This is a genomic window from Arthrobacter sp. 10L430 (genome assembly GCF_056395245.1).
In genome coordinates this window covers 145156-164305 of sequence record NZ_JBFTJD010000006.1, presented here as the reverse complement: position 1 = coordinate 164305, position 19150 = coordinate 145156, and the positions used below count along the sequence as shown (strand labels likewise).

The following is a 19150-nucleotide window of genomic DNA, read 5'->3' as shown; positions in this document are numbered from 1 at the left end:
ATGACTACAATGACTGAATCCTCAGCCGCTGGCATCGAAGACCAGCGAGAAACCCCGCAGAAACTCATGATCGCGCTGGACGTGGACGGCACCCTCGTTGACCACGACGGCCACATGTCCGCCCCTGTCCGCGAAGCCGCGCAGGCCGTGGTGGCAGCAGGCCATGAGGTCATGATCGCCACCGGCCGTTCGCTCAACGCCACCCTTCCGGTGATTGAGCAGATCGGCATCGACCGCGGCTACGCCGTCTGCTGCAACGGCGGCGTCACGCTGCGCCTGCATCCCGAGCTGACAGACGGCTACGAGATCATCCACAAGGCCACCTTCGACCCCGGCCCCGCGCTGCGCGCCCTCCGCAAGCGGCTCCCCTCGGCCAAATACGCCCTGGAGGATGAGGACGGCAACTTCCTGTCCACTGAGCGGTTCCAGGATGCCAGCTTCGGAGTCGAGGCCATTGGCACCGACTTCCAGACCATGCTTGAGGCCACCGCGGTCCGCGTGGTGGTGTTCAGCGCCGAGAACACCCCGGAAGAGTTCAACGAGGCCATCCAGCACATCGGCCTCGCCGGCGTGACCTATTCGGTTGGCTGGACGGCCTGGCTGGACATAGCTGCAGCTGGAGTCACCAAGGCCAGCGCCCTCGAAAAGCTCCGCAGCAGCCTTGGCGTGGACGTCTCATGCACCGTGGCCATCGGCGACGGCCGCAACGACATCGAGATGCTCACCTGGGCGGGCCGCGGCGTTGCCATGGGCCAGGCCCCAGAAGAAGTGGCCGCCGCCGCTGACGAGGTCACCAAGTCCGTTTACGACGACGGCGCCGCCCACGTTCTGCGCAGCCTCCTGTAACGCCGGCTGCCACCCAGCAACTGGCACCGACGTTCGGCAAATGGCTGCGCCCGTTCAGTCAGGCCTCCGGCGCTCCGCCGCCCAGACAGCCAAGGCCGCGCGACTGTGCAGTCCCAACTTCGTCAGGGCATGCGCGACGTGGTTCTCGACGGTACGCGCCGAGAGCGAGAGCTGCGTCGCGATCGACACGTTGCCGAGACCTCGGCGCACAAGCTCGGCGATCTCGAGTTCGCGGGGCGTCAGTATGTCCGGCTGCAGCCCGCCGCCGACGGCCCGGAGCTCCGCCGCGGCCTCCGCGAAGGAGAGCTTCTCCCCGGCTTCCCACGCGACCGCGAAGCTGTGCGGTCCGAGCAGCAGCTCCGCGGTCGACTGTACTTGGGCGAGGTCGGCAAGCGCGATCTCGTGGAACCTCCCCCCGGCCCCCTCCCGACGCGTGGTCGCGGCGGCCGCCCGCACCGCCGTCGTCGGGTCCCGCGTCACAGTCAGCGCCGCGAGGCGGGCGAGCGCGACGCCGCGGTAGGAAATGTCCCCAACTCGGGCGAAGGCGTCCACCCCTTCGAAAAGCCTGGCCCGGCCCGCCACGGTGCGGCCCAGATTCGACTCGGCGAGGCCCAAGTAGGTGAGGATCTGCCCTTGGGCCCAGAGGTCCCCCGCGTCGACGGCAAGATCCACAGCCTCATGGAGGATGCCGATCGCCTCCTCGTCGCGACGGGCCCACACCGCCGCCATACCCAGCATGCCGACGGCCCTGCTCCGTCCGGCCGCATCGCCGAGCTTCGTATAGACATCCAGAGCCGCCCGGCACGACTCCACTGAACCCTCGGTGTCTTTGGCAAGACATCGGGCGATGGCCTGGTAGAAGAAGGCGGATCCTGCCCCTGCTGAATCCCGTTCGAGGATGGCGAGCGCCTCCGCGGCCAGCCGGTTCCCGGCCTCGGTCTCCTGCCGCGACGTGTGGCAGACGGAAGCGGTCACAAGCCCTTCGGCGCGCGCCTCATCGGCGATTGGATGACGTTCCAGAAGACCGATGGCCCGGGAGAGCCCTTCGTCCTGGGCATTGCGGAACCACAGCTCGCGCGTCGCGCCCATGAGCCGAAGGCCCTCGGCAGGTGCGGCGACGACCGCGAAGTCGAGAGCCGCCCGGAGATCGGGCAGGCGATCGACGGCTTGCCCGTTGCGTGAGCTCTCCATCACGCTCAATGGCCGGTCGGCACCGAACTCTGCCGCGATCCACGCTAGGTGGCGCCTCTGCACCTCCTCGAGCCGTCCGGCGTCGAGCCCTTCGCGAGCGAACTCGCGCAAGCTCTCGAGAAGGCGGAAGACCGTGTGGCCGGCACTGTCGACGGATGGCTGGAGCAGGGATCGGGCGACGAGGTCTTCGAGGTCCTCGAGTGACGCACCCGCGACGGCGGCCACCGCCCGTGCGTCGAACGGGCTCGCGAAGACGGCGCATGCCTCGAATGCAGCGCGCTCGCGCTCCCCAAGCGCGTCCACACTTGTAGCGATGCAGGCCCGCAGGCTGCGATGGCGGGCCGGCCCTGTGGCAGATCCGGATCCAAGGGCACGCAGGCGGCGCTCGAGCAGCGGCAGCATCTCCGCCGGCGTCATGACGGACATGCGGGCGGCTGCCAACTCAACGGCCAGCGGCAGCCGGTCCAGGCGCGCGCACAGCTCCCGGGACGCGGAGCGGGACTCCGTGGAGAACGAAAGCGACGGTCGCACCGCTAGCGCGCGCTCCCAGAAGAGAGTCTCGGCGTCGTCGTCGAGCATGGGCCCCACCGGGACGATATGCTCGCCCGCGACGTGGAGGGGCTGTCGGGTCGTGACCAGGACGGTACATTCCACGGCCGCTTCGAGGAGCTCGGCCACGAGCGCAGCCGTCTCCTCAAGGACATGCTCGGTGTTGTCCAGCACGAGGAGCACCCGCTCTCTGCCGTCGAGCCACCACAGGATCGCGTCGAGGGCACCCTCCCTCTTGACGCCGCGAAGGCCCATGGCCTCTGCTACCGCGAGCGCCACCGGGGCGCCTTCGGGGATACGGGTGAGGTCGACGAATACCGGATGGCCAAGGCGGTCCCCGGCGGCATGAACGGCGGCGAGGGCTACGCGTGTCTTCCCGACGCCACCGGGTCCGGCGAGCGTCACGAGGCGCCTCGACAGGAGAGTGTCGGTGACAGCGGCGAGTTCGGCAGTGCGGCCAACGAAGCTGCTCCCAGACGCCGGGAGACGCCCGGGGACCCGCGTCTTGGGTGCCGTGGGGAGGGTTCTCCTGGCCATGCCATCAGTATCTGCGGGGCGAAGGAAGGGTGTCCAGCCCAAATGAGTACGCACTTGAGTAGTTGCCCCGATGTCCCGGCCAGCCCTCGAAACCTAGGATGAAGGGCATCAGGAAGGCATACAGACCGAAAGGAGCCCGCCATGTACGCCACAGCACCAACCCCGACCCGGACACCCGCACCGCCCACGGTGCATGAGCGGGCCGTCATCACGTGGGCCGCGATCTTCCCGCTCGTCGCGCTCAGCCAGTGGGCGCTCACACCGTTGATCGGGCCATGGCCACCTGTGCTCCGGGCCCTCGCGATCACGCTCGTCGTCGTCCCCGCCGCCGTCTACGTCGTCGTCCCCCGTCTAGTTGCGACGTATCTGCGACTTGCGCGCCGGCGGTAACGCATTCCCCGCTTGACCAGCCAATTTATTGTGTGCGCTCCACTACGAGGCACGAGCGGGTTCAACGCGGCAGAACCAGCGCAACGCAAAGAAGCCTTACGGCAGCCAAAGGGGCGCTAGCGGACCTCGAGAATGAGGGACAGCAGCCGGGCAGCGGCGGGGCGGGCGGCATGCTCCTCGTTCCACTGCGACCTTGAAACGGCCTTGCTGACGGCCTGGGACGTGATGCCCAGCTCCGCGGCCACCGCCTTCTGCTGGCCCCTGACGCCGGGGGTCAGCAGATCGAGGACACGCCATTCTGCCTCGCTCCGGTCCCGGACGATCTGGCCCAGCAGCCGCATGACTGCTTCACATTCCGCGGCAAGGTCTGCCAGCGGTCCTTCGACCGCCACCGGTATCCGGTCTTTGCCGTTGCGGAGCCGGTCCACGGCCCGGCGCGCGTAGACGAGCCCGTGCCCGGAAGCGTCCTTGATCTGGTTCGGCAGGGGCTCGTTGACAGGCCCTACCCCGACCCCCACATACCAACTGCCGCACCGCAGGGCGATCAGCGCTGCCTCCACGGTCTGATGCGGGCAGTCCAGGATCCCCTGGACCTCGTCCTCTACCGAGCGATCGAAGTCCAGGCGTGCCGGGATATGCCGCAGATCCTTGAGCAGCGTCGGGACCCGGTCGCCGTCGCGCCGGCTGTCTGTTTGGTTGATAGTCAGCGTGAACATGGTGAAAAACAGCCTACCGGTTGGTAGCCGCGAGACAAGCTGGCCACTCCCGAAATCGGGCCCGAACGCAGCTGTTGCGGGAGCGGCCTGCTGAACGCGGCCGGCCTGGAACTTGCGGTTAAACACCGACGGCGGCGGGTGCGGTTCGCAGGGAACCCCCGCCGCCGTCGGGCAGCCTTTAAGAAAGCGTCAGTGCGCTGCAGGCACGTAGCGCTTGATGGATGCCTCGAGCTCAGCTTCTGCGGCGGCGCGGTCGGCCCAGCCCTCGGCCTTGACCCACTTGCCCGGCTCCAGGTCCTTGTAGCGGGTGAAGAAGTGCTCGATCTCCTTGATCAGGAACTCACTGACATCGCTGACTTCCTGGATGTGGTCGAAACGGGGGTCCGCCGGCACGCACAGGACCTTGGCGTCGCCGCCGCCGTCGTCCGTCATGTTGAAGACGCCGATGGGGCGCGCTTCAACGATGACGCCCGGGTGCAGATCGAAGTCCTGCAGGAGCACCAGTGCGTCCAGCGGGTCGCCGTCTTCGCCGAGGGTGTTCTCGAAGAAACCGTAGTGGGTGGGGTAGTGCATGGAGGTAAAGAGGACGCGGTCCAGGCGGACTCGGCCGGTCTCATGGTCGACTTCGTACTTGACGCGCGATCCCCTGGGGATCTCGATGGTCACGTCATGCTTCATGGAATGCTCCTCGACGATTGCTGGGTGTTCGCGGCACGCTGGAAGGACAGTCATTGCCGCCGACTACTATTGAGGATATAGCGAGAGGCCCAGGTTTCAGGAACTAATGGGGTAATTTCAGGACTTTGAGGACCAGCAGCATGAGGGGCACCAACCGCACGGCAACCGGCCGCGCAAGACGCAGTGCGCCGTCCAGCCGATCGATCAGCCGACCACTCCGTGCACTGATTCGGGCTTGGCCAATGCTGCTGCTCACGGTCCTTCTGGCCGCCCTGGCCCTTCCTGCGGGGATGCTGGTCGCGCAGGGCTTGACCGGCCCGGACCAGTCCGCGGAGGTCCCCGCGCCAATCCCCACCTGGCAGCTTGTGCCGGACCGGCTGTCCGTCCCGCAGGGAATCGGGCCGCTCAGCAACACGGCGCCCGTTCCGGTACCTGCGCAGGTTGCGGCCAGGCTCGGTCCCGTCCTGAAGACCGACGGCGCCGGCACCTTTACGGGGATTGTCCAGGACGCGGCCACGGGCACGGTGTTGTTCGACCGGGGCGGCGCGGCCAACAGGATCCCGGCCTCAAACATGAAGCTGCTCACCGCTGTGGCGGCGCTGCGGGGGATCGGTCCGGAGACGCGGTTCAGCACGAAAGCCGTCGCAGGCCCGGCAATCGGGGCCAAGGCCCGTCCGGCCGCCAAGTCAAGGGCGGTGGTGCTCGTGGGCGGCGGGGACGTCCTGCTGGGCGCGGGCGAATCCGCCGAAGGCAAGGTACTCGGCCACGCCGGCCTTGCCACCCTCGCCAAACTGACTGCCGAGTCGCTGCGCCGGGACGGGTTCGCAGGGTCGGTGGAAGTGCTCGTGGACGACTCCCTGTTCACCGGACCTTCCCTCAGCCCGGCCTGGAGCCCGGACGACGTCGCTGCCGGGGAGGTGGCGCCGCTCTTCCCGCTGGCGCTGAACTCGGCACGTTTCGACCCGGCAGTGGTCACCGGGCCGCGTCCGCAGGATTCCGCCATCGCCGCCGGCGAGGCCTTCGCAGCGCAGCTCAAAGCGGCCGGGGCCGCCGCCGGACTGAAGGTGGCGCCCGGCGTCGGACGTCTTGAAGGGAAGCCGGCAGCGGACGCCGCCGTGCTGGGGGAAGTGGAGTCGGCGACGGTCAGCCAGCAGGTGGACCTCATGCTCCAGACGTCGGACAACTACCTGGCCGAGACCCTCGGCCGGATGGCTGCGGCGGCCGCCGGGCAGCCGGCAAGCAGCGAGGCGGCCAAGGCCGCGGTGCTGAAGCAGCTCGCGGACCTCGGCATCCCGACCGGCGGCATGGCTGTTGCGGACGTTTCCGGGCTGGCACTGGACAACCAGGTCTCCGCCCGGCAGTTCGCTGAGGTGGTCCGCGCCATCACCTCGGGCCGCGACACCCGGCTCAGGGCAGCGCTGGCGGGCTTCCCGGTGGCAGGCCTCACGGGGACGCTGGGCGACAGGTATATAGACGAGTCCAGTGCTGAAGGCGCCGGGCTGGTCCGGGCCAAAACGGGAACCCTGAACACGGTCATTGCGCTGAGCGGGTACGTAGTGGACGCCGACGGGCGGCTCCTGGTGTTCTCCTTCATAGGCAACGGCCTGACCCCCGGCGCCGACGGAAATAAGCCGGCGCTGGATGCCTCCGCCACGGTGCTCGCCGCCTGCGGCTGCCGCTAAGCGCTGAGGGCAGCAACCGGCCGCGGCAGGCCTGAGGCGCACGGCTGTTCGCCGGTCAGCGAACTTAAGGCGCGCAGCCGGGAGCGTGTGGTCTGATGGAGCGTATGGAGTCAACAGCAGGCCAGACATCAGCCCAGGGCCCGGCCCTGATCAACTGGGAGCTCGCCGCGTCCGCGGCCGCCCGCCTGGCTCCCGCCGGCCCGCCCCTGAAGGCCGCCGAGATCGGCGAGGCCGTTCACCAGCTGCGCGAGCTGGCCGATGCGTCCGTGCCGCACGTACACCACATCACCGGCCTGGAAGCCGCCCGAGATCTCCGGGATTCCAATGTGCTCGTAGTGGACCGGGCGTCCTGGGCCAAGGCCAACACCCAGAGCTTCGCCGTCATGCTGAAGCCCGCCATCGAACGGATGATGGAGAACCGCAAAGGAACCATCAGCCCCGGGGCGGCCAGCGTCAGCGGTGCCATCACAGGCAGCCAGCTCGGTGCGGTGCTGGCGTTTCTTTCGAGCAAGGTCCTGGGCCAGTACGATCCCTTCGCCGCGCTCGCCGAAGGGTCCACGGCGCCATCGGGCGGCCGCCTGCTCCTCGTGGCGCCGAACATCATCTCCGTGGAGCGCGAGCTCAACGTGGCGCCTGAGGACTTCCGGCTCTGGGTCTGCCTGCACGAACAGACGCACCGGGTGCAGTTCGCGGCGGCGCCGTGGCTGCGACACCACATGCTGAACGAGATCGACAACCTCAGCGGCCACCTCCTCGGCAACGTCGACTCCCTCATGGAACGGGCCTCCGCAGCCGCCCGCTCCCTGAAGGACCGCACGGCATCGGGCGCCACACCCGGCCGCGGCGCCATCCTTGACCTCCTGCAGAACCCTGAGGAAAAAGCGGCACTGTCCCACCTCACGGCCGTGATGAGCCTGCTCGAAGGCCACGCCAACGTGGTGATGGATGCCGTCGATGCGAGCATCGTCCCGTCCGTGAAGACCATCCGGCAGCGGTTCAACGCCCGCGGCAAGGACCGTGGGGCCATCGAGAAGTTCATCCGCAGTCTCCTGGGACTGGATGCCAAGATGCGCCAGTACAGCGACGGTGCCAAGTTCGTGCGAGCCGTGGTGGATGTCGCCGGCATGGAGGGCTTCAACCGGGTCTGGGAATCTGCCGGGAACCTGCCCACCGAGCCGGAAATCCATGATGCCAGGATCTGGCTCGACAGGATGGGACTCTAGTCTCCGTGCAGGGCGTTTCCAGCGGACCACCGCTTTCAGGCGGACCACCGCTTTCAGGCGGACCACCAGTTTCCAGCGGACGCCCGCTTTCCGGCGGCCGACGGCGGCCGGGCCGGCTGGTGCCGGTCGTCGGCACCGCGCGGAAAATGGTGCAGGACGCCCTGGCCCGGGCCGGTTATCCGGACCGGGTCCTGGTGGCGTGCAGCGGCGGACCCGATTCGCTGGCGCTCGCCGCCGTGGCCGCCTATTTTGCCCGCCGCGGCCACGTGGACGGGCAGCCGGTGGCCGTGGGCGCCGTGGTGGTGGACCATCAACTGCAGCCCGGATCCGCGGATGTGGCTGCCCGCACCGCCGAGACCCTGGCGGAACTCGGCCTCAGCCCAATAATGGTCCGTGCCGTCGAGGTGGCCTCCAGCGGCATGGGTCCCGAGGCTGCGGCGAGGGACGCCCGGCATGCTGCCCTTGAAGCCGCTGCAACGGAGTGCGATGCGGCCGCTATTCTCCTCGGGCACACCCTCGACGACCAGGCCGAGCAGGTACTGCTGGGGCTCGCCCGCGGCTCGGGCACGAGGTCACTGGCCGGAATGCGCCCCGTCCGCGGGAAGCTGTTGCGGCCTTTCCTCGGACTGCGGCGCGCGGACACCCTGGAAATCTGCCGTGCCGAGGAACTCGATCCGTGGCACGATCCCAGCAACGCCGATCCCGCCTTCGCCCGTTCCCGGACCCGCGTGGAGGTCTTGCCGCTGCTGGAGGAAAAGCTCGGCCCCGGAGTCGCGGAATCCCTGGCCCGCACCGCCGCCATTCTCCAGCTCGACGCGGACTATCTGGAAGAGGTGGCCAACAACACCTTCACCGCCCTCGCCGAGCGGGACGGGCTGGACATCAGCCTTCCCGAGGAGGCCCTCAACGAACTGGCGCCGGCCATAAGGTTCCGGGTGATCGCCAAGGCGGCGGCCGACGTCGGGGGTCAACAGCCCAGCTACCAGCGGCTACTGGCCGCGGAAGCGCTGCTGCGGCGGAAGGGATCGGCGGGGCCCGTGGAGCTGCCGGGGGGAGTGAGCGTGTACCGGCTTTCGCTGGCACAGCTGTTGGCGGAGGAGCGCGGCGGGGAGAAGGGCGGGACTGCAGGGGTTCCCCGGGAGGGCGCCCGCTGTGGGAAGCTTGTATTCCGGCTTCACACTCCGGCCCGAAAATAGTCGCACCCGCATCTACACAGGAGCAATTGGTGGATTCATCCGACGTCCAGGCAGACCTCAAGCACGTTCTCTACACCAAGGAACAGATCCAGCAGCGCATCACCGAGCTGGCGGCGCAGATCGATAAGGACTATGAAGGGCGCGAAATCCTGATCGTGGGTGTGCTCAAGGGCGCGGTCATGGTCATGGCGGACCTTGCGCGTGCACTGCACAGCCACATCTCGATGGACTGGATGGCCGTCTCCTCCTACGGCTCTGGCACGCAGTCCTCCGGTGTGGTGCGCATCCTGAAGGACCTCGACACGGACCTCATGGGCAAGGACGTGCTGATCGTCGAGGACATCATCGACTCCGGCCTCACCCTCTCCTGGCTGAAGACCAACCTGGAGTCCCGCGGCACCGCTTCGGTGGAAATCTGCACGGCCTTCCGCAAGCCCACTGCGGCCAAGGTTCAGATCGACGTCAAGTACGTCGGCTACGACATCCCCAACGAGTTCGTGGTGGGCTACGGCCTGGACTACGCCGAAAAGTACCGCAACCTGGACTTCGTGGGCACCCTGGCGCCGCACGTTTACGAGTAAGCGCCTCTTGGGCCACCATGCCGCCGCCGGACCTTGGAATCACAGGTCCGGCGGCGGCGTGACCCGGTTAAAGAGGTGCGGAAAATGCTGCGGCCGATCTGGCTCCGGGTGAAGCCTGCACTTTCGAGAAGCCTGCGCTTTTGAGGTGCGCCAGCCTGGTGTCGCCGCCCTTCCGGGCGGCGACAATCCGCGGCCACGGGTCCGCCGCGGTGAGAAAGTGGTGCAGAAATGCGAGAGCGCCGATTGCGCCCCTGACCTGCGCGGACGCTGCCACGCGGCCTCCCCATTGCGCGTTTCCGCTACGCCCACAGGGAACTTTTGTCCTACACCGTGCGTGAATTACTCCGGCGGTGTATAGCTAGAAGCTGACGCAGCACCACACGCGCGCAGACCACGCGCCGTGCAGCACTACCAGGAGGGACGGGGCCTGCCCCCGAACAGATGAAAGCTAAGAGTTTCTTCAAGGGCCCGGGCATCTGGATCATCGTTGTGGTCGGCATGCTCCTGCTGGCCTTTGCAACGTTGGCTCCGGGCGGTGCCACACGGATCGACACCCAGCCCGGCCTCGAGCTGCTTGCCCAGAGCGGCAAGGTCGAACAGGCAAAGATCTTCGACGGCGAAAACCGCGTGGACCTGGTCCTGAAGGACAACCTGGTCATCGACGGGCAGGACAAGGGCAAGAACGTCCAGTTCTTCTTTGTCAACGACCGCGGCCCGGATGTGGTCAAGGCCGTCACCGACTCCAACCCCTCCAAGGGCTACACAGACCAGCCGGTGGAGAGCAACTGGCTGTCCGGACTGTTCTCCCTGCTGATCCCGGTCCTGCTGCTCGGCGTCCTTTTCTGGTTCCTCCTGTCCCGGATGCAGGGCGGCGGCTCCAAGGTCATGCAGTTCGGCAAGTCCAAGGCCAAAATGGTCAACAAGGACATGCCGCAGGTGACCTTCGCGGACGTCGCAGGTGCCGATGAGGCCGTTGAAGAGCTCCAGGAAATCAAAGAATTCCTTGCCGAACCCGCCAAGTTTCAGGCCGTGGGCGCCAAGATCCCCAAGGGCGTGCTGCTGTACGGTCCTCCGGGTACCGGCAAGACCCTCCTGGCCCGCGCCGTCGCGGGTGAGGCCGGCGTGCCGTTCTTCTCCATCTCCGGTTCGGACTTCGTTGAAATGTTCGTCGGTGTTGGTGCTTCCCGCGTCCGTGACCTCTTCGAGCAGGCCAAGGCCAACTCGCCGGCCATCATCTTCGTCGACGAGATCGACGCCGTCGGGCGCCACCGCGGTGCCGGCATCGGCGGCGGCAACGACGAACGCGAGCAGACCCTCAACCAGCTGCTGGTTGAAATGGACGGCTTCGACGTCAAGACGAATGTCATCCTGATCGCCGCCACCAACAGGCCGGACGTCCTGGACCCGGCGCTGCTCCGCCCGGGCCGCTTCGACCGTCAGATCTCAGTTGAAGCCCCGGACCTCGTGGGCCGCGACCAGATCCTCCAGGTGCACGCCAAGGGCAAGCCGATCGCACAGGGCGTTGACCTCAAGGCCGTGGCCAAGAAGACCCCGGGCTACACCGGCGCGGACCTCGCCAACGTGCTGAACGAGGCGGCCCTGCTGACCGCCCGCTCCAACGCCAACCTGATCGATGACCGCGCCCTGGACGAAGCGATCGACCGTGTCATGGCCGGCCCGCAGAAGCGCAGCCGAGTCATGAAGGAACACGAGCGCAAGATCACGGCCTACCACGAAGGCGGCCACGCCCTGGTGGCCGCGGCATTGCGCAACTCGGCACCGGTCACCAAGATCACCATCCTGCCCCGCGGCCGCGCACTGGGCTACACCATGGTGGTCCCGGAGAACGACAAGTATTCCATCACCCGCAACGAGCTGCTGGACCAGATGGCCTACGCCATGGGCGGCCGGGTAGCCGAGGAGATCGTCTTCCACGATCCCTCCACCGGCGCCTCGAACGACATCGAAAAGGCCACCGGCACGGCCCGCCAGATGGTCACGCAGTACGGCATGAGCGAACGCGTCGGTGCTGTCCGCCTGGGCCAGGGCGGCGGCGAGCCGTTCCTGGGCCGCGACGCCAGCCACGAGCGCAACTACTCGGACCAGATCGCCTACATCGTGGATGAGGAAGTCCGCCGCCTGATCGACCAGGCCCACGACGAGGCATACGCCATCCTCACCGAAAACCGCGACGTCCTGGACCGGCTGGCCCTGGAACTGCTGGAACGCGAAACCCTGAACCAGGCCGAGATCGCCCACGTCTTCCGCGACATCCGCAAGCGCGATTTCCGCGAAGTGTGGCTGTCCAAGGAAACCCGGCCCGTGCAGGCTGCCGGACCGGTGGAGTCCCGGCTGGAGAAGGCCGAACGCGAGGCCCAGGAAGAAGCCAAGGAAGCCCGGCTGGAAGAACCGCTGGACGCGCTGCCGCCTCATCCCCAGGGTGTTTCTGAAGACGCCTCCTTCCAGGGCGGGGTAACGGAAGCCGGCTCGGACGGCTACCGCGGCTAAGCTCTTGCTGTGACTCACTTCGACGACGACGACCTTGCCGCCTCCGCCGATCACTCCGCGGTGGGCGGATCCGGCCACCACTACAGGGTGGACAGGCCCCGGATTGAAGCGGCGGTGCGCGAAATTCTCTTGGCCATCGGCGAGGATCCGGACCGCGGCGGGCTGCAGGATACGCCCAAGCGGGTTGCCAAGGCCTACGCCGAGGTCTTTGCAGGCCTGCACCAGGATCCGGCAACCGTACTGTCCACTACCTTCGACCTCGACCACGAGGAACTGGTGCTGGTGAAGGACATTCCGTTCTACTCAACCTGCGAGCACCACCTCGTGCCGTTCCACGGTGTGGCCCATGTGGGATACATCCCGTCGCACGACGGCAAGGTGACGGGCCTGAGCAAGCTGGCGCGGCTGGTGGACATTTTCGCCCGCCGTCCGCAGGTCCAGGAACGGCTCACCACGCAGATCGTCGAGGCGCTCGTCACATATCTCAAGCCGCGCGGAGCCATCGTGGTGGTGGAATGCGAACACATGTGCATGTCCATGCGCGGCATCCGCAAGCCCGGGGCCAAAACCGTCACAAGCGCGGTCCGCGGGCAGCTTCATGACCCGGCCACCCGTGCCGAAGCCATGAGCCTCATACTCGGAAGGTAATAAACAGACTATGGATTCCCTAGCTGCAGCACCTGGAACCGGACCCGCAACATCCCCGCTGCCCATCCTGCGCAAACCGCGGCCGGCTGCCAAATTTGAAGACCTGCCCACAGGCCGCGCCCTCGTGATGGGCATCCTCAATGTCACGCCGGATTCGTTCAGCGACGGCGGCAAGCACCCGACGGCGGACACCGCCATCGCCGCCGGCCTCCGGATGTTTTACGCGGGAGCCGACATCATCGACGTCGGAGGCGAGTCCACGCGTCCGGGCGCGGAGGACGTCAGCCCCGAAGAGGAGCAGCGGCGGGTCCTGCCCGTCATTGAGGCGCTGGTCAAGGCCGGCGCGCTCGTCAGCATCGACACCACCCATACCTCCACGGCTGAAGCTGCCCTGGCGGCCGGAGCCGCGATCATCAATGATGTCTCGGGCCTCACGATCGAGCCGGGAATGGCCGAAGTGGTGGCCAAGAGCAAGGCGCCGTACGTCCTGACCCACCGCCGCGGTGACGCGAAGACCATGACCTCCCTGACGGAATACGGAAACGTGGCGGACGACGTCGTCGCGGAGCTGAGCGGCGTCCGGGACAAGCTGTATGCCGCCGGCGTGCTTCCGGAGCAGATCATCATTGACCCGGGCATCGGCTTCTCCAAGACGGACGAGCAGAACTGGGAGCTGCTCAGGAACCTCGACCGGCTTGAAGCCCTGGGCCACAAGATTCTCGTGGGAGTCTCGCGCAAGCGATTCCTGGGCACCCTCCTGGCCGTTGCCGGCAAGGCGGCGCTCCCGGAGGAGCGCGACGCCGCTACCGCCGCCATCACGGCCGTCACCGCTGCCCGCGGAGCCTGGGCTGTGCGGGTGCACGACGTCGGCCCAAGCCTGGACGCTGTCAAGGTTGCGTCCCGCCTGGCCACACCCAGTCCCGGCCGCTGACCAGGAAGGGCTGAGCAGGACCACGATGGACAGGATCTCACTGAGCGGTGTCACCGCCACCGGCTACCACGGAGTGTTCGATTTTGAGCGCCGCGAGGGCCAGCCGTTTGTGGTTGATGCCGTGCTGCACCTGGACTTCAGCCGGGCTGCGGCATCAGACGACGTCAGGGACACCGCCCATTATGGCGAAGTGGCCGGGCGGATCACGGACTGGATCACAGGTGAACCCCTGAACCTCATCGAAGCCCTGGCCGTCAGGATGGCAGAAGGCCTGCTGAAGGAATTCAAAATCGAGGCCGTGGAGGTCACAGTGCATAAGCCGAAGGCGCCCATCGAGGTCCCGTTCGGGGATGTGGCCGTAACCGTCTACCGGGAGCGCACATGAACGCCCGGTACACGAGGGTGGTGCTTGCCTTGGGCAGCAACCTGGGGGAGCGCAACGACACGCTGTCTGAAGCCGTCGCTGACCTCGTCGACGGGCCGGAAGTGCGGCTCCTCGCCGTCTCGCCGGTGGTTCAGACCAAAGCCGTGGGCGGCCCTGAAGGCCAGCCGGATTTCCTCAACATGGTGATGACCGTGGAGACCACCCTTGAGCCCCTTGAGCTCCTCAGGCACTGCCAGTCGGTGGAGAACAAGCACCACCGGGTCCGCGAGGTGCGCTGGGGGCCGCGGACCCTCGACGTCGACATCATCGCTTACGGCGACCTGGAAAGCTCCGATCCGCAGCTGACCCTGCCGCATCCCCGGGCGGCAGAGCGGGCCTTCGTGCTCTACCCGTGGTCCCTGATCGACCCTGCGGCAACCCTGAACGGGACGCGGATCGGTGAGCTCGCAGCCAGGGCCGCCGACTTCCCGGACCTCACACCGTTCGACGGTTTCGGCGACTTCAACGGAGTGCCCACGGCGGGGGCGGTGGAATAACAGTGAAGCCCATGAATCCGCTGCTGCTCGCGGTGGTCGGCCTGGCCGTGGCCATTGCCGGCTGGTCCGCTGCCGTCCTGAGCGGCCGGTACGGCATGGCCACACCGGTGCTGCCGCCCACGGGGCTGGTGACCATGGGCGTGATCGTGGTCCTCACGCTGGTGCTGGGCATCCGCGTGCTCCGCTGGCGGAACGGCAAGAAGAAGAAGATGCTCAACCCGATCCTGGCCGCGTGGACGCTCGTCCTGGCCCAGGCCTGCGCCTACACGGGCATGGTGCTGCTCGGCTGGCACGCGGGGATCTTCGTGGAGCAGCTGCGGATCTGGAGCCTGCGCAGCAGCCAGGAACTCACCTGGCTCGCCCTGGGCATGGCGGGCGGCGGGCTCGTCATGATCGTGGTGGGGCTCGTCGTCGAGCGTTTCTGCAGGATCCCGCCGGAAGACGGCGAAGACGCCGCGAAGGGGCTGCCGGGCCACCCGCGTCCCGGCAAGGCCAAAGGGGAAGGCGAATATGCCTACCGCGGCGATTGATCCGCCCGGGATCACCTGGCTTCGCGTTTCCCCCAAATACGTCACCGTCCGCCTGGTGGAGTGGGCGGTGGGCAACCTGATTGCCGTCGGGCTGCTGAGCTTGCCGCTGGTCTTTGTGCTGCTCGGCTGGTGGAAGTGGCCGCCGGTCTGGCTGGCCGTTACGGTTCCGGCGTTCCTGCTGGCGCTGGCACTGTGGCGTCTGACCCTGATTCCGCGTCAGGTCCGCGCCATCGGCTACGCCGAGCGCGACGACGATCTTCTGATCCGCAGTGGCATCTTTTTCCAGCGCGTCATGGTGGTGCCGTACGGGCGGATGCAGTACGTGGACATCAGCGTGGGGCCGGTGGAGCGCGGACTGGGGTTGTGCACGCTCAAGCTTCACACGGCGTCCGCGGGAACCAACGCCTCGATTCCGGGGCTGCCCGCCGAGGAAGGGGCCCGCCTGCGCGAACAGCTCTCGGCGCGCGGTGAAGCCAGGCTGGCGGGACTGTGAGCGGGGACGGGCTTTCTTCCGGAACGCCCGACGGCGAGTGGCTGAGGGTGCATCCGGCGTCGCCCTTTGTGCGGGGCTGGGTTGCACTGGCGGCCATCGGCTACTTCTTCGGGCGTGACACATTCGAGAGGATGCTCCGGGGCGAGCCCCTCGTGGATGACCAGATTGCCGGACGCGCCCCGTGGCTCGTCGGCGGCGGCGCTTTGGTGCTGCTGCTGGCGGTCCTGGGGTTCATCATGTCCTGGTACTTCACCCGGTATCAGGTGGCGGAAGGCTACGTGCGCGTCAACACGGGCTTCCTGTTTCGGCAGCAGCGGCAGGCGCGCCTGGACCGGGTCCAGGCGATCGACATCGTCCAGCCGCTGCTCGCGAGGATTTTCGGGCTCGCGGAGCTGAAGTTCGAAGTGGCCGACGCCGGTGAGTCCGCGGTGCGGCTTGCCTACCTCCGCATTGACGATGCCCGGCAGCTGCGCGCCACCATCCTGGCCCGTGCCTCGGGGGTGCGGCTGGACCCCGACCATCCCGAAGCGCCCGCGCCGGAGGCGCCGGAGCGCCGGGTGCTGCAGGTCCCGCCGTCACGCCTCATCGGATCCCTGCTCCTCAGCGAGCAGAGCGTCGTTATCGTACTCGGCGGCGCGGCATCCGTGCTGCTGTCCGCGTTGACGGAAAACCGGGCTTTCTTCCTGTATCTGATCCCCGCGGCGCTGGGCCTGTTTGCCGCGTACTGGGGTGCGTTCCACAAAGGCTACAACTTCACCGCGGCCATCTCCCCGGACGGCATCCGGCTCCGCTACGGACTGCTGGACACGCAGGCGCAGACTCTTCCACCGGGGCGGATCCAGGCACTGAAGGTGTCGCAGCCGCCGCTGTGGCGCATCTTTGGCTGGTACCGGATGCAGGTCAACGTTGCCGGCTACGGGGCCGCCGGGAACAATGGCGAGGCGGCGTCCCGCACCACGCTGCTGCCCGTGGGAAAGATCGGCGACGTCTTCAACATGCTGGCCCTGGTCCTGCCGGACCCCGGAACTGACGACCCCCTGCGCGTTTTCCGGGCCGGGCTGTCCGGCCTGGATTCCGACGGCGGTTTTGTCACCACGCCGCGCCGCGGCCGCCTCCTCGCCCCGCTGGGCTGGCGACGGAACGGCTTCGCCGCCACCGACACCGCACTGCTGATGCGCTCGGGGCGCTGGTGGCGCCAGCTTGTGCTGGTGCCGCACCAGCGCACGCAGTCGATGGCGCTGCACCAGGGCCCGCTGGCCCGCCGTTACGGCCTGGCGGACCTCGTGCTGCACACCACCGCCGGTCCCGTTTCCCCGCGCGTGATCCAGGCGGGCGTGGACGAGGCCCAGGCACTCTTCGACCACCAGGCCGCCCGCGCCCGGGCTGCGCGGAAGCGCCAGACCAGCGAACACTGGCTCGCTCAGGTGGCTCCGATTGGAACGCTGGCTGAGCCCGACAGAACCCAGGATCTCGATCAGCGGAGTCCGCTCGATCAGCCCCGCCCCCACTCACCGCAACAGGAAGGCCCGCAACGTGGCTAAGCCCGGACGCCTCGGCGTTGGAATCATCGGCGCCGGCAAGGTAGGCGCGGTCCTCGGGGCGGCGCTGCGCGCGGCCGAGCACGCCGTCGTCGGGGTTTCCGCCGTGTCGGACGCAAGCCGGGAACGGGCGGAAACGCTGCTTCCCGGCGTTCCTGTTATGGACGTGCAGGACATCGTGGAACGCTCTGAGCTGGTGCTCCTCGCCGTGCCGGACGACGCCCTCGGCGGCTTGGTCGAGGGGCTGGCGAAGCTTGGCGCCTGGCAGCCCGGCCAGCTCGTGGCCCACACCTCCGGCCGCTTCGGCGTCGGGATCCTGCACCCCGTCCGAGCCGCCGGGGCCGTGCCGCTGGCCCTGCACCCTGCCATGACCTTCACCGGCATGAGCCTCGACCTGACCCGGCTTCTGGACTGCACGTTCGGCGTCACGGCGGACGCCGTGATGCTGCCCATCGCCCAGGCCCTCGTGGTGGAAATGGGGGCGGAACCGGTGGTGATCGCCGAGGCTGACCGCGTCATCTACCACGCAGCCCTGGCGCACGGCTCGAACCACCTGGTCACCCTCGTGGCGCAGGCGTCCCAGTTGCTCAGCGAAGTGGGCGTGGATGCTCCTGAACGGATGCTCGGGCCGCTGCTGAGGGCTACGCTTGAGAATGCCCTCGCCTCCGGCGAGTCCGCGCTGACGGGGCCGGTGGCCCGCGGTGACGCGGGGACCGTCGCGGCGCACGCACGGGCGCTCCGGGAGCACGACGGCGGTGCCGGCGGCGACATCCTCGCGGCGTATCTCGCGATGGCGCGGGCAACGGCGCGGCGGGCCGAAGGCAGGGGGCTCTTAAAGCAGGACCAGCTGCAGGGCATCAGCGACGCCCTGGCAAATACAGAGGAAGACGGCCCCGGGGCCAAGGGAGGATACTGACATGGCAATCCGACTCGTTACCACGGCGGCCTCCCTCCGCGCCCAGAGCCGCCACCTCCTGACCCAAAAACAGGGCTCCTCCCAGGGGCTGGTGCCCACAATGGGTGCCCTGCACGAGGGCCACGCCCGGCTGGCGCGCACTGCCGTCGAACAGAACGACGTGGTGGTGGCCTCCATTTTCGTGAATCCGCTGCAGTTCGGCGAGGCCGTGGACCTGGAAAGGTATCCGCGGACCCTCGAGGCGGACCTGGCGCTGCTCGAGGCGCAGGGAGTGGACCTGGTGTTCGCCCCCTCGGTGGAGGAGATGTACCCGGACGGGCAGCCCATGATCCGGATCACGTCCGGCCCGCTCGGCGAGAAATGGGAGGGGGCGTCACGTCCGGGGCATTTCGACGGCGCCCTCACCGTGGTGGCCAAACTCCTCCACCTTGGAATCCCCGCCACAGGGCTGCCCGGGGAAGGTGCGTTCGTCACCGGCGCCGGGGGAGGGCTCCCCGCCTACCGCGCCTACTTCGGGCAAAAGGACGCCCAGCAGCTCGCCCTGGTCAAGCAGATGGTCGCGGACCTGAACTTCCCGGTGGAGATCGTTCCTGTGCCCACCATCCGTTCCGCGGACGGGCTGGCGCTGTCCAGCCGCAACCGGTTCCTCTCAGCGGAAGAACGCGATGCCGCCCTGGTTTTGTCGCGGGCGCTGCGGCTCATCGAGGAACGGGCCGACGCCCGCAAGCCCCTGGAAGTGGAGTCGGCCCAGGCCCTCATCGAGTCCCAGCCGTTGGTGGAACTGGACTACCTCGAAGTGGTGGACCCCCGGACGCTGGAGCCACTCGCCGAGAACTGCCGCGAGACCCCGTTCCGCGGCGAGGGCCTGGCCATCGTTGCCGCGAAAGTCGGTGCCGTCCGGCTGATCGACAACCTCCCACTGAATTCGTAGGCCGGCGCCCGTAGGCCGGCGCCCCTGGCTGGGGGACCGGGCCGGCAGCCCGACGGTTGCCCGGGCTGCCCGGCACCCGTCCCCGTCGGACCGCTGCCCATGTACGGGAATGCCTCGGGTCACTAGACTGTTGCAGTCTGCAGCG

19 protein-coding genes are annotated in these 19150 nt (G+C 67.9%); 16 read left to right on the top strand and 3 right to left on the bottom strand.

Going from position 1 to position 19150, the window contains the following annotated elements:
* A complete protein-coding gene (locus AC1DDG_RS09155) occupies positions 1-846 on the top strand; it encodes an HAD family hydrolase (RefSeq protein ID WP_476875812.1) in 846 nt (281 codons plus the stop codon).
* 54 nt (positions 847-900) lie between these two features.
* Here the strand turns inward: AC1DDG_RS09155 and AC1DDG_RS09150 are convergent, their stop codons facing one another.
* The gene (locus tag AC1DDG_RS09150; RefSeq protein ID WP_476875811.1) at positions 901-3177 is read right to left on the bottom strand and encodes an ATP-binding protein; all 2277 of its coding nucleotides are present in this window, start codon (positions 3175-3177) and stop codon (positions 901-903) included.
* An 87-nt stretch (positions 3178-3264) separates the two neighbouring features.
* Here AC1DDG_RS09150 and AC1DDG_RS09145 point away from each other — a divergent pair, with 87 nt between their 5' ends.
* Positions 3265-3513, top strand: coding sequence for a hypothetical protein (locus AC1DDG_RS09145; RefSeq protein WP_476875810.1), 249 nt, complete (start codon positions 3265-3267; stop codon positions 3511-3513).
* A 116-nt stretch (positions 3514-3629) separates the two neighbouring features.
* Here the strand turns inward: AC1DDG_RS09145 and AC1DDG_RS09140 are convergent, their stop codons facing one another.
* Both AC1DDG_RS09140 and AC1DDG_RS09135 read right to left on the bottom strand, forming a co-directional pair.
* Entirely contained in the window at positions 3630-4229 is a 600-nt protein-coding gene (locus AC1DDG_RS09140; RefSeq protein WP_476875809.1) for a hypothetical protein, read from the bottom strand.
* A 189-nt stretch (positions 4230-4418) separates the two neighbouring features.
* Positions 4419-4907 (bottom strand): inorganic diphosphatase, encoded by a 489-nt coding sequence (locus AC1DDG_RS09135; RefSeq protein WP_476875850.1) that lies wholly within the window; start codon positions 4905-4907, stop codon positions 4419-4421.
* Between the two features lie 242 nt (positions 4908-5149).
* Between AC1DDG_RS09135 and dacB the strand changes: the two genes are divergently transcribed.
* From dacB to AC1DDG_RS09065, 14 genes are all read left to right on the top strand, one after another.
* Complete coding sequence (dacB, locus tag AC1DDG_RS09130) at positions 5150-6589, top strand: D-alanyl-D-alanine carboxypeptidase/D-alanyl-D-alanine endopeptidase (RefSeq protein WP_476875808.1); 1440 nt, start codon at positions 5150-5152, stop codon at positions 6587-6589.
* 104 nt (positions 6590-6693) lie between these two features.
* A complete protein-coding gene (locus AC1DDG_RS09125) occupies positions 6694-7812 on the top strand; it encodes a zinc-dependent metalloprotease (protein ID WP_476875807.1) in 1119 nt (372 codons plus the stop codon).
* Positions 7813-7958: 146 nt separating this feature from the next.
* Complete coding sequence (gene tilS, locus AC1DDG_RS09120; protein ID WP_476875849.1) at positions 7959-9008, top strand: tRNA lysidine(34) synthetase TilS; 1050 nt, start codon at positions 7959-7961, stop codon at positions 9006-9008.
* A gap of 29 nt (positions 9009-9037) precedes the next feature.
* Positions 9038-9589 carry a hypoxanthine phosphoribosyltransferase gene (gene hpt, locus AC1DDG_RS09115; protein ID WP_078027431.1) on the top strand — a complete coding sequence of 184 codons (552 nt, stop codon included), beginning with the start codon at positions 9038-9040 and terminating at the stop codon, positions 9587-9589.
* A gap of 441 nt (positions 9590-10030) precedes the next feature.
* A complete protein-coding gene (gene ftsH / locus AC1DDG_RS09110) occupies positions 10031-12097 on the top strand; it encodes an ATP-dependent zinc metalloprotease FtsH (RefSeq protein ID WP_230117864.1) in 2067 nt (688 codons plus the stop codon).
* A 9-nt stretch (positions 12098-12106) separates the two neighbouring features.
* Complete coding sequence (gene folE / locus AC1DDG_RS09105) at positions 12107-12745, top strand: GTP cyclohydrolase I FolE (protein ID WP_230117865.1); 639 nt, start codon at positions 12107-12109, stop codon at positions 12743-12745.
* A gap of 10 nt (positions 12746-12755) precedes the next feature.
* The gene (folP, locus tag AC1DDG_RS09100; RefSeq protein WP_476875806.1) at positions 12756-13676 is read left to right on the top strand and encodes a dihydropteroate synthase; all 921 of its coding nucleotides are present in this window, start codon (positions 12756-12758) and stop codon (positions 13674-13676) included.
* 25 nt (positions 13677-13701) lie between these two features.
* Positions 13702-14061 (top strand): dihydroneopterin aldolase, encoded by a 360-nt coding sequence (gene folB / locus AC1DDG_RS09095; RefSeq protein ID WP_476875805.1) that lies wholly within the window; start codon positions 13702-13704, stop codon positions 14059-14061.
* Positions 14058-14597 carry a 2-amino-4-hydroxy-6-hydroxymethyldihydropteridine diphosphokinase gene (folK, locus tag AC1DDG_RS09090; RefSeq protein WP_476875804.1) on the top strand — a complete coding sequence of 180 codons (540 nt, stop codon included), beginning with the start codon at positions 14058-14060 and terminating at the stop codon, positions 14595-14597. The genes folB and folK overlap by 4 nt, the downstream gene beginning before the upstream one ends.
* 2 nt (positions 14598-14599) lie before the next feature.
* Positions 14600-15127: a DUF3180 domain-containing protein gene (locus AC1DDG_RS09085; protein WP_476875803.1), complete on the top strand. Its 528-nt coding sequence runs from the start codon at positions 14600-14602 to the stop codon at positions 15125-15127.
* Positions 15108-15620 carry a PH domain-containing protein gene (locus AC1DDG_RS09080; protein ID WP_476875802.1) on the top strand — a complete coding sequence of 171 codons (513 nt, stop codon included), beginning with the start codon at positions 15108-15110 and terminating at the stop codon, positions 15618-15620. Before AC1DDG_RS09085 ends, AC1DDG_RS09080 begins: the two co-directional genes overlap by 20 nt.
* Positions 15617-17161 carry a PH domain-containing protein gene (locus AC1DDG_RS09075; protein ID WP_476875801.1) on the top strand — a complete coding sequence of 515 codons (1545 nt, stop codon included), beginning with the start codon at positions 15617-15619 and terminating at the stop codon, positions 17159-17161. Before AC1DDG_RS09080 ends, AC1DDG_RS09075 begins: the two co-directional genes overlap by 4 nt.
* The gene (locus AC1DDG_RS09070) at positions 17154-18074 is read left to right on the top strand and encodes a Rossmann-like and DUF2520 domain-containing protein (RefSeq protein WP_476875800.1); all 921 of its coding nucleotides are present in this window, start codon (positions 17154-17156) and stop codon (positions 18072-18074) included. The genes AC1DDG_RS09075 and AC1DDG_RS09070 overlap by 8 nt, the downstream gene beginning before the upstream one ends.
* Position 18075: 1 nt before the next feature.
* On the top strand, positions 18076-19005 hold the full coding sequence (locus tag AC1DDG_RS09065; RefSeq protein WP_476875799.1) for a 4-phosphopantoate--beta-alanine ligase: 930 nt from the start codon (positions 18076-18078) through the stop codon (positions 19003-19005).
* Positions 19006-19150: the final 145 nt, after the last annotated feature.

Excerpts from the sequence above, each read along its gene's own strand:
- AC1DDG_RS09080 (WP_476875802.1), top strand. The coding sequence starts at position 15,108 with ATGCCTACCGCGGCGATTGATCCGCCCGGGATCACCTGGCTTCGCGTT.
- AC1DDG_RS09155 (WP_476875812.1), top strand. The coding sequence starts at position 1 with ATGACTACAATGACTGAATCCTCAGCCGCTGGCATCGAAGACCAGCGA.
- tilS (WP_476875849.1), top strand. The coding sequence starts at position 7,959 with ATGGTGCAGGACGCCCTGGCCCGGGCCGGTTATCCGGACCGGGTCCTG.
- folK (WP_476875804.1), top strand. The coding sequence starts at position 14,058 with ATGAACGCCCGGTACACGAGGGTGGTGCTTGCCTTGGGCAGCAACCTG.
- AC1DDG_RS09140 (WP_476875809.1), bottom strand. The coding sequence starts at position 4,229 with ATGTTCACGCTGACTATCAACCAAACAGACAGCCGGCGCGACGGCGAC.
- dacB (WP_476875808.1), top strand. The coding sequence starts at position 5,150 with ATGCTGCTGCTCACGGTCCTTCTGGCCGCCCTGGCCCTTCCTGCGGGG.
- folB (WP_476875805.1), top strand. The coding sequence starts at position 13,702 with ATGGACAGGATCTCACTGAGCGGTGTCACCGCCACCGGCTACCACGGA.
- ftsH (WP_230117864.1), top strand. The coding sequence starts at position 10,031 with ATGAAAGCTAAGAGTTTCTTCAAGGGCCCGGGCATCTGGATCATCGTT.
- AC1DDG_RS09145 (WP_476875810.1), top strand. The coding sequence starts at position 3,265 with ATGTACGCCACAGCACCAACCCCGACCCGGACACCCGCACCGCCCACG.
- AC1DDG_RS09065 (WP_476875799.1), top strand. The coding sequence starts at position 18,076 with ATGGCAATCCGACTCGTTACCACGGCGGCCTCCCTCCGCGCCCAGAGC.
- folP (WP_476875806.1), top strand. The coding sequence starts at position 12,756 with ATGGATTCCCTAGCTGCAGCACCTGGAACCGGACCCGCAACATCCCCG.
- AC1DDG_RS09135 (WP_476875850.1), bottom strand. The coding sequence starts at position 4,907 with ATGAAGCATGACGTGACCATCGAGATCCCCAGGGGATCGCGCGTCAAG.
- AC1DDG_RS09125 (WP_476875807.1), top strand. The coding sequence starts at position 6,694 with ATGGAGTCAACAGCAGGCCAGACATCAGCCCAGGGCCCGGCCCTGATC.